The sequence below is a fragment of the Psychroserpens ponticola genome (genome assembly GCF_023556315.2).
GTDB lineage: Bacteria > Bacteroidota > Bacteroidia > Flavobacteriales > Flavobacteriaceae > Psychroserpens > Psychroserpens ponticola.
Genome location: NZ_CP116221.1, coordinates 664,952 through 681,536 on the forward strand (window position 1 = coordinate 664,952; position 16,585 = coordinate 681,536).

Annotated in this window: 18 protein-coding genes and 1 tRNA gene; 11 read left to right on the plus strand and 8 right to left on the minus strand. The window is 32.1% G+C overall.

All coding sequences use genetic code 11. The features are described 5' to 3' along the window. Positions 1–15 precede the first annotated feature (15 nt). Together MUN68_RS02875 and folP are read right to left on the minus strand one after the other, a co-directional pair. Complete coding sequence (locus MUN68_RS02875) at positions 16–750, minus strand: hypothetical protein (protein WP_249995213.1); 735 nt, start codon at positions 748–750, stop codon at positions 16–18. Then, complete coding sequence (folP, locus tag MUN68_RS02880) at positions 750–1,523, minus strand: dihydropteroate synthase (protein ID WP_249995214.1); 774 nt, start codon at positions 1,521–1,523, stop codon at positions 750–752. Before folP ends, MUN68_RS02875 begins: the two co-directional genes overlap by 1 nt. A gap of 130 nt (positions 1,524–1,653) precedes the next feature. Between folP and MUN68_RS02885 the strand changes: the two genes are divergently transcribed. From MUN68_RS02885 to MUN68_RS02930, 10 genes are all read left to right on the plus strand, one after another. Next, on the plus strand, positions 1,654–2,190 hold the full coding sequence (locus tag MUN68_RS02885; RefSeq protein WP_249995215.1) for a DUF1599 domain-containing protein: 537 nt from the start codon (positions 1,654–1,656) through the stop codon (positions 2,188–2,190). A gap of 17 nt (positions 2,191–2,207) precedes the next feature. Further along, entirely contained in the window at positions 2,208–3,302 is a 1,095-nt protein-coding gene (locus MUN68_RS02890; RefSeq protein WP_249995216.1) for a BT_3928 family protein, read from the plus strand. Positions 3,303–3,319: 17 nt separating this feature from the next. After that, the gene (locus MUN68_RS02895) at positions 3,320–4,396 is read left to right on the plus strand and encodes an ABC transporter permease (RefSeq protein WP_249995509.1); all 1,077 of its coding nucleotides are present in this window, start codon (positions 3,320–3,322) and stop codon (positions 4,394–4,396) included. 6 nt (positions 4,397–4,402) lie between these two features. Further along, the gene (locus tag MUN68_RS02900; RefSeq protein WP_249995217.1) at positions 4,403–4,891 is read left to right on the plus strand and encodes a TlpA family protein disulfide reductase; all 489 of its coding nucleotides are present in this window, start codon (positions 4,403–4,405) and stop codon (positions 4,889–4,891) included. A gap of 38 nt (positions 4,892–4,929) precedes the next feature. After that, positions 4,930–5,679, plus strand: coding sequence for a triose-phosphate isomerase (gene tpiA / locus MUN68_RS02905; RefSeq protein ID WP_249995218.1), 750 nt, complete (start codon positions 4,930–4,932; stop codon positions 5,677–5,679). Positions 5,680–5,808: 129 nt separating this feature from the next. Further along, the gene (locus MUN68_RS02910) at positions 5,809–8,061 is read left to right on the plus strand and encodes a tail fiber domain-containing protein (RefSeq protein ID WP_249995219.1); all 2,253 of its coding nucleotides are present in this window, start codon (positions 5,809–5,811) and stop codon (positions 8,059–8,061) included. Positions 8,062–8,099: 38 nt separating this feature from the next. Then, positions 8,100–10,037: a tetratricopeptide repeat-containing sensor histidine kinase gene (locus tag MUN68_RS02915; RefSeq protein ID WP_249995220.1), complete on the plus strand. Its 1,938-nt coding sequence runs from the start codon at positions 8,100–8,102 to the stop codon at positions 10,035–10,037. Continuing rightward, positions 10,024–10,662, plus strand: a complete 639-nt coding sequence (locus MUN68_RS02920; RefSeq protein ID WP_249995221.1) for a response regulator — start codon at positions 10,024–10,026, stop codon at positions 10,660–10,662. The genes MUN68_RS02915 and MUN68_RS02920 overlap by 14 nt, the downstream gene beginning before the upstream one ends. Before the next feature lie 37 nt (positions 10,663–10,699). Continuing rightward, entirely contained in the window at positions 10,700–11,536 is an 837-nt protein-coding gene (gene prmA, locus MUN68_RS02925) for a 50S ribosomal protein L11 methyltransferase (protein ID WP_249995222.1), read from the plus strand. Between the two features lie 63 nt (positions 11,537–11,599). Continuing rightward, a complete protein-coding gene (locus MUN68_RS02930) occupies positions 11,600–11,875 on the plus strand; it encodes an ATP-dependent Clp protease adaptor ClpS (protein WP_249995223.1) in 276 nt (91 codons plus the stop codon). Here MUN68_RS02930 and MUN68_RS02935 read toward each other — a convergent pair. The 4 genes from MUN68_RS02935 to MUN68_RS02950 all read right to left on the minus strand — a co-directional run bounded on the left by MUN68_RS02935 (position 11,872) and on the right by MUN68_RS02950 (position 14,635). Continuing rightward, the gene (locus MUN68_RS02935) at positions 11,872–12,141 is read right to left on the minus strand and encodes a heavy-metal-associated domain-containing protein (protein ID WP_249995224.1); all 270 of its coding nucleotides are present in this window, start codon (positions 12,139–12,141) and stop codon (positions 11,872–11,874) included. The two genes, MUN68_RS02930 and MUN68_RS02935, sit on opposite strands and share 4 nt — an antisense overlap. Before the next feature lie 3 nt (positions 12,142–12,144). Beyond that, a complete protein-coding gene (locus MUN68_RS02940) occupies positions 12,145–13,551 on the minus strand; it encodes an MBL fold metallo-hydrolase (RefSeq protein WP_249995225.1) in 1,407 nt (468 codons plus the stop codon). A gap of 108 nt (positions 13,552–13,659) precedes the next feature. After that, complete coding sequence (locus MUN68_RS02945; protein ID WP_249995226.1) at positions 13,660–14,073, minus strand: DUF6691 family protein; 414 nt, start codon at positions 14,071–14,073, stop codon at positions 13,660–13,662. Position 14,074: 1 nt separating this feature from the next. Next, positions 14,075–14,635 (minus strand): YeeE/YedE family protein, encoded by a 561-nt coding sequence (locus tag MUN68_RS02950; RefSeq protein WP_249995227.1) that lies wholly within the window; start codon positions 14,633–14,635, stop codon positions 14,075–14,077. 151 nt (positions 14,636–14,786) lie between these two features. Between MUN68_RS02950 and MUN68_RS02955 the strand changes: the two genes are divergently transcribed. After that, a tRNA-Arg gene (locus MUN68_RS02955) sits at positions 14,787–14,860 on the plus strand. 369 nt (positions 14,861–15,229) lie between these two features. Here MUN68_RS02955 and MUN68_RS02960 read toward each other — a convergent pair. Together MUN68_RS02960 and MUN68_RS02965 are read right to left on the minus strand one after the other, a co-directional pair. Further along, positions 15,230–15,694 (minus strand): tellurite resistance TerB family protein, encoded by a 465-nt coding sequence (locus MUN68_RS02960; RefSeq protein WP_249995228.1) that lies wholly within the window; start codon positions 15,692–15,694, stop codon positions 15,230–15,232. Positions 15,695–15,773: 79 nt separating this feature from the next. Continuing rightward, positions 15,774–15,926: an SsrA-binding protein gene (locus tag MUN68_RS02965; RefSeq protein ID WP_249995229.1), complete on the minus strand. Its 153-nt coding sequence runs from the start codon at positions 15,924–15,926 to the stop codon at positions 15,774–15,776. Positions 15,927–16,585: the final 659 nt, after the last annotated feature.

The following is a 16,585-nucleotide window of genomic DNA, read 5'->3' on the forward strand; positions in this document are numbered from 1 at the left end:
TTTAACAAAATATGCTTAATATATGAATTCGTTGTTGTCTATTTCAACGCCTTCAATCTCAAATTTTTCAATTAGTGATTTAAAACTGATGTAATTTTGAAAAGTTAGTTTTTTGTTGAAACTGCAATGTACGATTGTTGGAGTTTTTTTAAATGATTTCAGAAAATTTGAAAACTCAATAGTTGTATACTCTTTAAATGAAAAATTGGTGTTTTTAACAATCGATTTTAAATCCATACTCTCATTGTCTATTGGTAACTCCATAATGTTTACAGAAATTTGATTTTCATCAATAAAATCAATATAAATGCGATGTCTTCCAACAAAAGTTAAATCAGAAGATTTTTTGTAAAAATCTGTGGCTTTTTCGTCCCAATAATGAATATCAGTAAATTCAATAAAGCCTAAATTTTTAATACTCGTATCATTACAGGTATAGTAGTTTTTTGCATTCTCATTTTTATGCATTTGTGCATTACGCTTTTTTTCTTGCAGAAATTTAATTTTTGGAATGGCTTGTTTTAAAGTTAGACGCTTATCCACATTAAATAACCAATTAGTCGTGCCAATTAAGTTTTTGCGATTGAGTTCTAGGCTATCTGGTTGTGTGTCATCATAAAAAAGATATGCAGGAGAAACATCAAGGATTTCTGTGATTTTTGCATTTTCTATTTCAGGTAATAATACCGATTTCTCTTGTCCGCAAGATACAAGTAAAAGCACAAATATGATGGTGTAAAACTGTTTCATTAGTTATGTAATTGTTGCGTTAATTTTATGCACTCTATTGCTTCTTTAACATCATGTACACGCAAAATATTCGTACCTTTCTGTAGTGCAATTGTATTGAGAACAGTCGTTCCGTTTAGCGCTTCTTCTGCTGAAGTGTCAAGTGTTTTATAAATCATAGATTTTCGAGACATACCTGCTAAAATAGGCAAATCGGTTATTTTTAAAAGTTCTAATTTATTCAGAAGTTCAAAATTCTGTTCTAAAGTTTTAGCAAATCCAAAACCTGGATCGATAATCAAATCTATAATTCCTATGGCTCTAGCTTTTACAATGCGCTTCGAAAAATAAAAGAGAATGTCTTTTACTAAATCTTCATAATTGGTTTGCTGTTGCATGGTTTTTGGAGTCCCTTTCATGTGCATCATGATATAAGGAACATTCAGTTTTGCTACAGTTTTCAACATATTCTTATCTAAATGTCCAGCCGAAATATCATTAATCAAACACGCTCCAGCATCGACACATTGTTTAGCTATTTTACTTCTAAAGGTGTCAATAGACAGCAGAACGTCAGGAAAATTTCTAATAATGAGATCAACTATTGGTAAAATACGTTGCAGTTCTTCAGCTTCGCTTACATCTTCTGCATTAGGTTTTGAGCTGTATGCTCCAATATCTATAAAGGTTGCTCCTTCTTCCAACATCTGATCCACCTGTCGCATTATTGCAGACGAATTTCTAAAGCGACCACCATCATAAAACGAATCTGGTGTCACGTTTAAAATGCCCATAACTTTTGGCTGACTGAGGTCTATTATCTGCCCTTTACAATTGATGGTTTTGCTCAAAATTATATAGTATGGTTAAAGTTTTTAAATCTGATTAATTTATGCGAAATTTACGGAAAATTAAATGTTTTAAATGCAAGATACTTCAAAACAATATGATGATGTCATCACGCAATGCAGAAGTCTTTTTATTAATAAAATGAAAGATTATGGAAGTGCATGGCGCATTTTAAGATTACCATCGTTAACTGATCAAATTTATATCAAAGCGCAACGCATTAGAGGATTGCAACAAAATAATGAGCGTAAAGTTGATGAAGGTGAAGTAAGCGAGTTTATTGGCATTATCAATTATTGCACAATGGCTTTAATTCAATTGGATAAAGGTGTCGTTGAACAACCTGATTTATCTGTAGATGAAGCAACAGTACTTTACGATGATAAAATTGCTACGACAAAGCAATTAATGATGGATAAAAATCATGATTATGGTGAAGCTTGGAGAGATATGAGAGTGAGTAGTTTGACAGATTTAATCATCCAAAAATTGTTACGCGTTAAACAAATTGAAGACAATGCAGGCAAAACAATTGTAAGTGAAGGAATTGATGCTAATTACCAAGATATGATTAATTACTCGGTGTTTGCAATGATTCATTTAAGTGAATAACAATCAAAACGAAGTTTATGAAGTTTATCGTAAATATTAGCAGAATTTTAGTCGGAGCACTTTTTATTTTTTCAGGATTTATAAAACTGAATGACCCTTTAGGATTTTCATATAAGCTTCAGGAATATTTTAGTTACGACGTATTAGACCTTCCAGTATTGATGCCTTATGCATTAGGAATTTCGATATTTGTGGTGGTTTTTGAAGTTGTTTTAGGTGTGTTTTTATTGATAGGCTATAAACCCAAATTTACGGTTTGGAGCTTATTAGGAATGATTGTATTCTTCACATTTTTAACCTTTTATGCTGCCTATTTTGAAAAAGTAAAAGATTGTGGGTGTTTTGGCGATTTCTTAAAGCTAACGCCATGGGAATCATTTTCTAAAGATTTGATATTATTATTTTTAATTCTGATTCTATTTGTTGGTCAGAAACATATAAAACCAATTCTGAGTAAATTGGGATTGACAATTACTGCGATGTTGAGTTTTATCGTTTGCCTTTGGTTTGGATATCATGTTTTGATGCATTTGCCAACGTTTGATTTTAGAGCTTATAAGATTGGAGACAATTTTCAAGAGAATATGAAATTACCAGCTGATGCAAAAGATGCTATTATAGATTACCATTGGACCTACACATTGGATGGTAAAGAACAAGTAATTACAGATCGTGGTCGTGGACCAAAAACTTATGATAAGATTATTGGAGTTGAAACGGAAACCATACAAGAAGGTGATGTGCCTAAAATTCAAGATTTTTCTATAGAATCTGAAGATGAGGATGTAACACAACAGTTTTTAGAAACCGAAAAGTTAGTCATGATTGTATCCTATAATTTAGATAAGGCAGAATCTGATGGCATGATAAAACTTAAAGCTATGGCAGATGAAGCTATAAAAAATGGATACACAGTAATTGGTTTAACAGCTTCTGGAGCAGATAAGAAACTAGAAATTCAAAAGACTTATAACTTAGATGTTGAGTTCTATCTCTGCGATGAAAAAGTGCTCAAAACCATTGTTCGTGCAAATCCAGGAGTTGTGGTTCTTGAAAAAGGAACCGTTACTCAAAAAGTACATTGGAACGATATTGATGAATTAGAGTTTTAACAACTAACATATACCATCTGATAAGCTACATTCTAAATAAAGCCTTTTACGCTATACTCACATTATTTGGAGTAGTCACTGTTATTTTCTTTTTATTTAATGTATTGCCTGGTGATCCTGCACAAATGATGCTAGGACAAAATGAAGACAGCGAACAGATTGCTGCTGTTAGAGCAAAATATGGTTTTGACAAATCCATTTCAACCCAGTATTTATATTACCTTAATGATGTATCGCCTCTGTCATTTCATTCTACAAATTCTGAAGACTATACCCATCTAAAAGATGGGAAATATAGTGCAAGCTCATTGTTTACGATTGGTTCAACTACGACCGTTTTTAAATTTCCATATTTAAGAGAATCCTTTACCAAACAAGGAAAGAAAGTGTCTCAGGTTATTGGTGAGACGCTTCCTAATACAGCCGTTTTAGCAGTGTCTGCAATTGTTATAGCGATTGTCTTAGGCATTTTTCTTGGAATAATTTCTGCATTGTTTAAAGACAGATGGTTAGATAAAACCATTCAAATATTTAGTACGCTTGGTATGAGTATTCCTTCGTTTTTTAGCGCAATTTTATTTGCTTGGTTTTTTGGGTATATCTTACATGAATATACAAGTCTTGAAATGACAGGAAGTTTATACGAGCTTGATAATTTTGGTGAAAAAATGCAAATCAAATGGAAGAATTTAATTCTGCCAGCAATCGTATTAGGGATTCGTCCATTAGCTGTTGTGATTCAGTTAATGCGAAACTCTTTATTAGAAGTTTTTAATCAAGATTATATAAGAACTGCCAGAGCAAAAGGCTTGAGTGAATTCCAAATTATAACGCGACATGCTGTTAAAAATGCATTAAACCCTGTTGTGACTGCAATTTCAGGTTGGTTTGCTTCTATGTTAGCAGGAGCAGTATTTGTAGAGTATATTTTTGGTTGGAATGGTTTAGGGAAGGAAATTGTGAATTCACTTAATACTTTAGATTTGCCTGTAATAATGGGTTCTGTGTTAGTAATAGCACTTTTGTTTATCATTATCAATATCTTTGTAGATGTTATTTATGGTTGGCTTGATCCTAAAGTGAAATTAGAATAATAACAGATGAAATCATTAACTTACATTCTTGTTTGTTGTCTGGTGTTTGTAAGCTGTTCAAAAGAGGTTCAAACACAACTTTCAGAAGAGGTTTTAAATGAAGAATATTTGAGTTTAGAAGGCGATTCAATTTCATTTAGAGATATTCTATCAAGTCATAAAGGAAAACAAATCGTTATTGATGTTTGGGCAAGTTGGTGTAGAGATTGTATTATTGGCTTACCAGAATTAAGAGCCTTGCAAACTGAAAAGTCAGATGTTGTGTATTTGTTTTTATCTGCTGATAGAAATTTAAAGACATGGAAGCGTACCATTAAAAAACATAATATTGAAGGTGAACATTATTTTATGCTTAATGGAACAAAAGGTTCGTTAGGGAGATTTGTAGATATTGATTGGATCCCAAGATATATGATCGTTAATTCCAATGGACGAATAGAATTATTTGAAGCGATAGAAGCAGACGATCCTTTAATTATAAAAACATTAAAATAAGTATAACTTAAAATATTCCTGCTTTTGCAGGCAAAGACATGAGAAAACATATAGTAGCAGGAAATTGGAAAATGAATAATGATTTAGCTCAAACAGAGTCATTAATTTCAGAACTAAAACAACAAACTAAAACCTCTAATGCAGAGGTCATGATTGCGCCAACATTTACAAATTTGTGGCATGCTTTTGAAGCAACAAGACATGATGATATTGAAGTAGTTGCTCAAAACATGCACTTTTCTAAAAATGGAGCTTATACTGGTGAAATCAGTGCCGAAATGTTAAAAAGTATCGGCATTCAAACAGTGATTTTAGGTCATAGTGAGCGACGTGCTTATTTCAATGAAACAGACGAATCTCTGGCAAAAAAAGTTGATGCTGCATTAGCAAACGATATGCGAACTATTTTTTGTTTTGGAGAAGAATTAGCTGATAGAAAATCGGGAAACCATGAAGCAGTCGTTGAGAGTCAAATTAAGAATGCTTTATTCCATCTAGAAGCGTCAGCTTTTAAACATATCGTTTTGGCTTATGAGCCTGTTTGGGCAATTGGAACAGGAGAAACGGCAAGTCCAGAGCAAGCACAAGACATGCATGCATTTATTAGAAAGACTCTAGAAAGTAAATATGGGAATTCAGTTGCTGATGACATGACGATTCTTTATGGTGGAAGTGTAAAACCAGGAAATGCAAAAGAGATTTTCTCAAAACCAGATGTTGATGGAGGTTTGATTGGTGGAGCTGCTTTAAAAGCTGAAGATTTTTATGCCATTGTTAATGCTTTCTAGCTAAAAAATATACTAAACGAAATATCTAAGGGTATTCCCTGATTTTTTTTAAATCAAGGAATGCCCTTACTTTTTTTTTCTAGCTTGTAGTTAGCTTGCATATAGTTATACATCTAAAATGTTGATGTTATGAAAATGTTCAAGCTAGTTCTGTTTTTTACCCTTTTAGCAACCTGCTTTTTAAATGCTCAAGTTGGTATCAATACCACGTCTCCAAATGCATCTTTAGATATTCGCTCTTCAAATGCTGCAGCACCAAATAATACTGATGGCATTCTAATTCCTAAAATAGATGATTATCCTTCTGTTAATCCAACTTCTGTACAAGATGGAATGTTAGTATATGTTACGGGAAGCGGAAGTGTTGTAAAAGGATTCTATTATTGGAATAATATGACTACAACTTGGGTTTCCATTGCAGCTAATTCCATTGAAAAAATTAATGATTTAATAGATGGAAAATCGGATAATGATGGCACAGATAATGGATCTTCCATTTTTTTAGGAATTAATTCTGGAGTTAATGATGATGAAACTAACAACTATAATGCGGGTTTTGGTATCTCTGCGTTAACAGACAATACATCTGGAAGTAATAATTCAGCATTTGGAAATCGAGCTCTTAGAATGAATACAACTGGGAGTAGGAATGTTGGTCTTGGCTCAAGATCAGGTTGGAATTCTAATGGAAGTAATAATGTGTTTATAGGATATGAGTCTGGTTTTTCAGAATTAAATAGCAACAGGTTATATATTGAAAATTCATCTTCAACTTCGCCCTTAGTTTACGGAGAGTTTGATAACGATTTATTGAGAGTAAACGGAGATTTAGAAATTGTGAAAACAACCAATTCCAGTTTAAAAGTAAAAACAAATGATGGTAATTCTTCTTCTTTATCCTTAGTGGAAGGTGCCGATTATGGATTTGAATTTTTATACACTGGTTCAGATGATAAGCTTAGTTTATGGTCAAGGACTTTTACAGGTAATGAAGGAGAACGCATGACTTGGCTTAAGAATGGAAAAGTAGGGATTAATGATACTGCACCAGATGCCTTATTGGATATTGAAGCAACCAATAGCGCAACACCAACAAATACAGATGGTATTTTAATCCCTAGAGTTGATGCTTTTCCTGCGACTAATCCAACAGCAATTCAAAATGGAATGCTTGTATTTTTAAATACAGATAATACGTTTTATTTTTGGAGAAACAGCACTAATTCTTGGAAAAAATTGAGCACCATTGAGCGTATAGATGATTTATTAGATGGTAAATCAGATAGCGATGGTTCAAATAATGGCTCATCAATTTTTATAGGTGTCAATGCAGGCTTAACAGATAATAGTGCAGATAATAGAAATGTGGCTATAGGATATCAGGCTTCGGAAGATAACTTAAGTGGAACTAATAATACAGCTATTGGGTATCAGAGTTTGCAAAACAATAGGGTTGATTATAATGTTGCAATTGGTAATAAGGCACTTTTTTCAACAATTGTAGGTAATCAAAATACAGCAGTTGGATATGCAACGTTGGAACTAAATACAGGAAGATATAATACTGCAGTTGGCTATATTGCACTTCAAAGCAATACAAATGGTGATGGCAATACGACTTTAGGAAATCAAGCCTTATCATCAAACACCAATGGAGACAATAATGTGGCCATAGGTTATCGTTCTATGTTAGATAATAGTACTGGAGGTAATAATGTCGCAATGGGTTATCATGCTTTACAAAATAATATTTCAGGAGATTCTAATGTGGCTATTGGTGGAGCTGCATCTTATATAATAACTACGGGAAGTAGTAATACAGCTATTGGTCAAGGAGCAACAGCATTAGCTGCTAATTTTTATAATACTTCAGCAATTGGTGCTGGAGCTACTCCCAATTCTCCAAACCAAGTTAGATTAGGTAATGCAAGTGTTGCTGTAATTGGTGGTTATGCAAATTGGTCTAACTTTTCAGATAGCCGATTAAAAACCAATATCAAAGAAGATATTGTAGGTTTAGATTTTATAAAAAAATTGCGTCCAGTGAGTTACAATTTAGATATGGAAGCTATTGCTCGTTTTGAGAAAACACCTGACAGTTTGCGTCTAAGAGATGCAGAACAATTAAAAGCAAAAGAAATACAAACGGGATTTATCGCTCAAGAAGTTGAAGCTGCGGCACAAGCAGTAGGCTTCGATTTTCATGGAATCGTTAAACCTTACGATAGTGATGGCACTTATGCTTTGCGTTATTCAGAGTTTGTTGTGCCATTGGTGAAAGCAATGCAAGAGCAACAAGTTATTATTGAAGCTCAAAAAGAAGAATTAAAGGCTATTAGACTGGAAATAGAAGAAATTAAGGCGCTTTTTAAAAAGGACTAAGATTATTGTTAAATTAGAGGGTAAAACCAATCATTATTTTGAAAAAGACATTTTCTATACTACTTTTTTTAGTTTTCTTTTTAAGCACTTTTGCGCAAACGAGTACAATTGATAGTTTAAAAGTTGAATTAGCTAAAACGAAAATTGATACTGTAAAAGTTAATTTAAATCTTTTATTGAGTTCAAATTATTCTGAATTTGATTTAAAAATGGCTACAAAGTATGGTAATGATGCATTACAATATTCTCTAAAATCACAAAATTATAAGTTGGCAGATATTTATACTAATCTAGGTGTTTGTGAATTAAATAACGGAAAGGATATAGAAGCAAGAGCTTATTTTGAAAAAGCGCTAGGTGAATTGGCTATTAAAGAAAATAAAACATTAAGAGGTCTTATTTATGGTAATTATTCAACCTCTTATGAGAGGTCAAATGATTTTGAAAAACAATTAGAATATAGCTTAAAAGCAATCGATTTAAATAAAGAAAATGATGTCGAGCTTTGTTTTTTATATTATAACCATTCTTTAATATATGAGTCTGCAGGGTTTCATGACGAAGGATTACATTATTTAAAGTTGGCCAAGGACATTAGTGAAAGATCTAATGAGTTTAGAATAGAGGCTTATTCAGTGCAGTTACTTGCTTATTATGCTATAAATGATAAAGAATATGAATTGGCGAAAAAATATCTAATAAGAGGTAAGGAGATATGTGAACAAATGAGTTCTGCAGAAATTTGTCATCACATGTATATGGCATCGGGAATGTTACTTACAGAAATAGATAATTTTGAAGGTGCTGAAGCCTCTTTGTTAAAAGCAAAAGAATTTGCACTCCAACGTAAAATAAAATACGATATTATTGCAAGTGAAATACTACTGGGAAATTTAGAATTTAAAAGAGATAATTATAAAAAGTCGACTCAAATTTTTAATTCTATAAACATTGATTCTTTTGATATTGAAACAATAGTGTATGCCAATATTTTTTATAAAAACCGATCACTTGCTGAAGGAAAAATAGGTAATTATAGAAAATCGAATCAGTTACTAAATCAATATGTCGCTTTTGGAGATTCCATTCGATTGTCCAAAAACAGAACATTACTAGCGCAAGCAGATAGAAAGTATAAGAGCGAAAAGAAAGATAAAGAACTTCTTGTGCAGAAATTAGCATTACAAAAACAAGAAAATGAAATTCAAAAAAAGAATAATCAAATGACATTATTATATGGTATTTCGTTGTTTTTATTGGTAGCTTCTCTTTTAACGTGGTTAATTTACCAACAAAAAAACAAACGAAAAAGTCAAGAAATTGTTGCACTAAAGAGAGAGCATCAAATAAGCACTTTAGAAAGCTTAATGCAAGGTGAAGAGAAAGAACGGTTGCGCATTGCAAAAGAGTTGCATGATGGTGTTAATGGTGATTTGTCTGCAATTAAACTCAAGCTATCCTCTTTATTAGAAATGAATAATAAGGTTATAAAAGAAGCTGTTTCAATGATTGATGACTCTTGTAGGCAAGTACGTGCGATTTCACATAATTTAGTGCCTCCAACATTAGATAATTTTAACTTAATTGAGGCTGCAGAAGATTATTGTTTTAATTTAAATGAAATGCATACCCAAGAAATTGTATTTCAGCATTTAGGAGATTCTTTTAGTGTTTCTAAGAGTTCAGAAATTAATATTTTTAGAATTATACAAGAATTGGTTTCTAATAGTATTAAACACGCAGAAGCAGATGAAATTAATGTTCAGATAAGTTGTCATGAGAATCAGTTATCTTTATCAATAGAAGATAACGGAATTGGATTCGACCCAAAGACTGTTAAATCAAAGGGAATTGGATTAAATAATATACAATCTAGAGTCAATTATTTACAAGCAATTATGGATGTACTATCTAATGAAGATGGAACATCATATACCATCGAAATGGATATAAATAAATTAAATGACAACAACTAAAATTGCCATTACAGACGATCATGTTATGGTGCTTAAAGGCATTGTTTCATTATTAGAAAGCACTCCTGAAATCAAAATTATTGGAGAATACAATAATGGTGAAGAAACACTCGAAGGTTTAGCTTTAAATCTTCCAGATGTGTTATTTTTAGATATTAATCTGCCAGATATTAATGGAATCGATTTGAGTAAACAATTGCTTAAAAAGTATCCTGATTTAAAGATTGTCGCCCTTACAAATTTTGAAGATATCACTTTTGTAAAACGAATGCTTAAAAATGGTGTTCTTGGTTATTTATTGAAAAACACTGATAAGTTGGAACTTATCGAAGCAACAAAAACTGTACTTTCTGGAGATGTTTATTTGCAAAAGGATATTCAGAAAAAACTATTCAATCAAACTTCTAAAAAGGCAACAAATAACGGATTACTCCCTAAACTCACAAGAAGAGAGCATGATGTGTTAGTAGCAATTTCAGAAGAGTTAACCACACAAGAAATATCAGAAAAACTATTCATTAGCCCTAAAACGGTAGAAACGCATCGTATGAATATTATGAGTAAACTCGGTGCAAAAAATAGCGTTGGTATTATTAAGATTGCCATCGAAAAACAACTGCTTTAATATTTAGACTCGTATCTTTGTAACCTAATCAGGTTCCATGTCAAACACAATATACTTAGGCTATTATTTTAAAGTAAAACCACTTCAGCCAGCTGTTGAAATTCTAATCGCAGAATTAGGTTATGCAGGTTTTGAAAGTTTTGTAGAAACGGAAGAAGGTGTTACTGCTTACATTCAAAAAGAAGAATGGAATGAGACTATTTTAGAAGATATTCAGATTTTAAACTCTGACGAATTTGAGATCACATTTACTTCAGAAGAGATCGAGCAAACCAATTGGAATTCAGAATGGGAAAAGAACTTTAATCCTATTGTAGTTGACAATACATGTTCGGTTCGTGCGCCTTTTCATGAGAAACCAAAAACTGATTTTGATATTGTTATCGAGCCAAAAATGAGTTTTGGTACAGGTCATCATGAAACCACACACATGATGATTCAGCATATACTTAAAAATGATTTTACTAGTAAATCAGTGCTAGATATGGGCTGCGGAACTGGAGTTCTTGCAATTCTTGCTGAAAAGAAAGGAGCAAAACCTATCGATGCTATCGATTATGATAATTGGTGTTACCTTAATAGCTTAGAGAATGTTGAACGAAATAACGCTAAGCATATTACCGTTTTAGAAGGCGATGCAAATCTATTGCCAGGAAGACAGTATGATATTGTAATTGCGAACATTAATAGAAACATTTTACTTAATGATTTGAAAACTTATACAGATACATTGAATGAAAATGGATCTCTATTCTTAAGTGGTTTTTATAATGAAGACATTCCAATTATTGAAGCTGAGTGTAATAAATACGGTTTAAAACACGTTGAGACTCTAGAAAGAAATAACTGGGTAGCTTTAAAGTTTGAAAAATAATCTTTAAATTTATACTAATAAAAACGAACCAACCTCATTAAATAAATTGCAATGCATCAAATAATGAGTACCAAAGAAAAAGCAAAAGAAGATGTTCAAGTCGATACACTAGAACAGCCTCTTAATGAGATTGTTGTGTATAATGATGATGTCAATACATTTGATCATGTCATAGATACCTTAATTTATGCATGTGATCATACACCAGAACAAGCTGAACAATGTTCAATTATAGTTCATTATAAAGGACAATGTACTGTCAAAACAGGTGCGTATAAAGAATTGGAACCTCGTTGTTCTATGTTGTTGGAAGCAGGTTTAAGTGCCGAAATAATTTAATTGTTTAGTCTTCCAATAGCACAACTAACAAAAGATTTCGCTTTTTTACTTACAGGGTTAGATTCGCCTTCAACAGGATAACCAAGTGTAGATAATACTGTTTTAGCTAATTCTAATTCGTTGGTTTCAGAGTAACTAAATGCTACTGAATTCGTGTCGTTATTAACGAAAACATTAGAAATTCCTTCCAATGCTTCCAAACGAGTTGTAATTGTGTTTGCACAACCACCACATTTTAAATTTTGAATATTTAAAGTCCTTTCCATAATTTATAAAGTTGATGGACACACAAAATCTGTCATTGGTAAATCCGTTTTCTTGATAGCTCCAAAACCACCTTCAATATCAACTAAGTTATGGAATCCTCTAGCTTTTAATATGGAAGCAGCAATCACACTTCGGTAGCCACCAGCACAATGGATATGATAGGTTTTGTCTTTTGAAACTTCATTCATATTAGTATTGATTAAGTCTAATGAGAAATGTTGAGCATTTTCTATATGTGAACTACTATATTCGCCATCTTTCCGAACATCAAGAATGTTAAGGTCTTCTTTTTTTGCTCGATCAGCAAATGTTTCAGCAGAAATAGATTCTAAAGTGTCTGTATCTTTTCCAGAAGTAATCCAAGCATCTAAACCACCTTCTAAATACCCAAGTGTGTTGTCATAACCAACTCGAGAAAGTCGAGTTACAGCTTCTTTGCTTTTTCCTTCAGGAACAACTAAAATAATAGGTTGTTTTAAGTCTGTAATTAATGCACCAACCCAAGGAGCGAATTGTCCATTTAGTCCTATGAAAATTGAGTTCGGTATATGCGCTTTAATGTAATCACTTTGTGGTCTCACATCGAGAACTAGAGCTTCTTCATGATTTGCCATAGCTTCAAAGTCTTCAGGGCTTAAAGGAGAATCGCCAGATTTTAAAACGGTTTCAAAACTATCATAACCTGTTTTATTCATCATGGCATTTTTTGCAAAATACTGTGGAGGAGGAGCAATGCCATCTAATACTTCTTCAATAAATTCCGTTTTGGTCATATCTGCTCTTAAAGCGTAGTTGGTTTTCTTTTGGTCACCAATTGAACCAACAGTTTCTTTGCTTAAATTTTTTCCGCAGGCAGAACCTGCTCCATGAGCTGGATATACAATAATGTCATCAGCAAGTGGCATAATTTTGTTACGAAGAGAATCGAATAACATGCCAGCTAAGTCTTCTTTTGTTAAATCTGATTTTATAGCTAAATCTGGACGACCTACATCGCCTAAAAACAAAGTGTCACCAGAAAATATAGCGTGATTTTTTCCGTTTTGATCAATTAGTAAATAGGTTGTAGATTCTAAAGTGTGACCAGGAGTATGTAGTGCTTTAATAGTAATATTGCCTAATTTAAACTCTTCATTGTCTTTTGCAGAATGAATGTCATAAGTGGTTTCTGCTCCAGGACCATAAATAATTGTGGCTCCTGTTTTTTTAGCTAAATCTACATGACCAGAAACAAAATCAGCATGGAAATGTGTTTCGAATATATATTTAATGCTTGCATTATTAGCAAGAGCTTTATCAACATAAGCTTGTGTTTCTCTTAAAGGATCAATAATTGCAACTTCACCTTCAGATTCAATATAATAAGCACCTTGTGCTAAACAGCCTGTATATATTTGTTCAATTTTCATAATAATTTCAATTTAGTTTTGACATTTAAATTTATAATGTCGAGTTTTAAACATGTTGCAAAGATAATAAGTATTTCGTTTTTGTTATCTGACATAAATCAGGTTTTACTAATGTGGAAGTTTGTCTTTTATAACACCATATGCATAAGTGCCTAATAGAGCTGCAGCTATAACAATAAGTATTGAAAAGACTCCTGTGCCAACTAGAATATACATAGGTCCTGGACAAGCGCCTGCTAAAGCCCAACCTAATCCAAAAAGTGTTCCTCCAAGAATATAACGAAAAAGACCTTTATCTTTTTTTGGGACAGTCATTAGATGCCCTTCTAAATTGTTTAGTTTTAATTTTTTTGCTAAAAAGAGTAAAATAACTCCAGTTCCAATTGCTGTTCCAATAATTCCATACATATGAAACGATTCAAACTTGAACATTTCATAAATACGATACCATGATACGGCTTCAGATTTGACCAATACAATTCCGAAAATAATTCCAACAAGTAAAAATTTTATAAACTTCATATTAACCAAATATTATAGGGAATAGTAAGTGAATCATTATAAGTCCACCAATAAAGAAGCCAATAACAGCAATTAAGGAAGGGAGTTGTAAACTGCTTAATCCAGTTATGGCATGACCAGAAGTGCATCCTCCAGCATATCGTGTGCCGAAGCCTACTAAAAATCCACCAATGATTAAAATCAAAAAGCCTTTAAAACTCAAAGCAGCTTCCCAACTGTAAAGTTCAGCAGGCAACAATGTTTGTCCTGGATTTTCGAATCCTAATTGAGAAAGACCTTCAATTGTTTTTGGATTTAACTCTATATTTGTAGGTACAGATAGAAGGTGATGCGCAATGTATCCTCCAATCACAGCACCTAATACTACGATAAGATTCCATCGTTGTGCTTTCCAATTAAAATCAAAAAACTTAGTTTTTTTTCCTGCGCCACCAATTGCACATAATGTTCTCAGGTTGGAGGACATTCCGAATGTTTTTCCAAAGTAAATTAAGAAAAACATGATTAATGCTATGAGTGGACCAGAAATGTACCAAGGCCAAGGCTGTAATAAGTGTTCCATGCGGATTTAATTTATGCAAATATAGATAGAGCTTTTGATTTGCTTTGTGATTTTTGTTAAAATAGTTGTCTTAATAGCCTTAAGTATAAATTTTGAAATAAATAGTTTGGTATTAACTTAATAAATGTAGTATATTTGCATCCACAAAAAAGGCCTCGTGGCGCAACTGAATAGCGCACTTGATTACGGCTCAAGAGGTTACAAGTTTGAATCTTGTCGAGGTCACGAATAAATAGTTTAATAAGAAAAAACGCCAAGCTAGCTTGAGCGTTTTTTTGTTTAAACTATTTTCAAAGCGGAGCTTATTCAAGGAAGGACGAAGTCAATCTTGTAAAATATAAAGTTCTCAGTTTCCAAAGCTAGCTTGAGCGTTTTTTTGTTTAAACTATTTTCAAAGCGGAGCTTATTCAAGGAAAGACGAAGTCAATCTTGTAAAATATAAAGTTCTCAGTTTCCAAAGCTAGCTTGAGCGTTTTTTCTTATTAAACTATTTTCAAAGCGGAGCTTATTCAAGGAAAGACGAAGTCAATCTTGTGATTGTATGGTTGGTTTGCCTTTGTAATCAATTAAAAATAAAAGCTGTTAGCTGTGTGTTTAATCAACAATTATAACATTGCCTCTATTTCTAATTAACATTACCTGTATTATTTTTTCAACTAATTCCGTGTCGATTTTCATTCGGTCAGCTATCAATTCTATCACTTTTTGTTCATCTATGTCAAGAATTCCATCCGCTAATACAATTTCTATTGCCATTGAAAATAAAGTGTCTTTATCGCTTTCATTAACAAATTCAGAGCAAGCTTCAATCAAGCCAATTCCTCCGATTTTTAATTTAGCTTCTGCTACTGTATCATAAAGTGGTGCGATATCTATTCCTGAAAATTTTTGTTTATGTACAATCATTCTAGAAAGTGAATCAATTTCAACATCACTTACAACTCCGTCTGAAGACATGCAGGCATATAGGATTCCGATCCAAGCTTCAAAATCCGAAAGAGGTTTATAATTGATGTCTTTAATTTCTGGTTTTTTTATAAATTGGTCAAATAGTCCCATTCTTTTGTTTTTATGGTTTTGTTAAAAATATTGTTTTCACTTATTTTTTTATTTAAATATGAAGCTAAGAGTTTTTGGTTCAATCCAATGCGCGTTTGGTTACGTAAACTCTCCAACCAATAATTGCGAATTGGATCTTACTTGCTTTACTAAGGTCTAAGTTACGTTTTGTATAACTAGGTAAGACTGTTTTGTTGATTTTTGCTAATATTTTAAATAGCTCTTTCTTCATTAAGAGTTTTTGTATGGAAACTTAAAAATACAGCTTTTGTAAACGGCCACCAAATTGGTGCTTAAATGAGAATGTAAAACTTAATCTAGACTAAGTTTTACATTTTTTGATTGATTGTTTTTTGATTGATTTTAATTCTTCTTTATTTCTATTAAATAGAAAAGATTAAGTCGATAATTAATTTTGCAAGTGTCATCATAATTTTTTGGTTTTAAAGATTAGTATTGATTGTTTTGGATTGATTCATTCGATTAAATAGAAAAGATTATATCGATAATAAGTTTTGCAATTGTCATCATGATTTTAAGGTTTTAAAGGTTAATTTTTTTGATTGAGTTTTCAATATATAACCTTGAGAAACCTTTAACCAAACGTTTTTGTTAAAATTCATAAAATTGAATATGATATTACAACTAAAAAGACGTAATATATTTCATTATTTATGTGACTGTCTTTGAAAAGGTTTTAAATTAAAACTTAAAAAATGTTTATTTGTTTTAAATTGTAATAATTCAAGGGGCTTTTTAGTGGTGTTTTTGTAAACCAAGGGAAGTTTTTTATTGAAAATGGCCTTTTTAAACAATTTCATCTTTTTTAAAATTAAAAATGTGAATAATACTTATTTTTCGAGATGGGTGGTTTTGGTGATTTTATTGTTA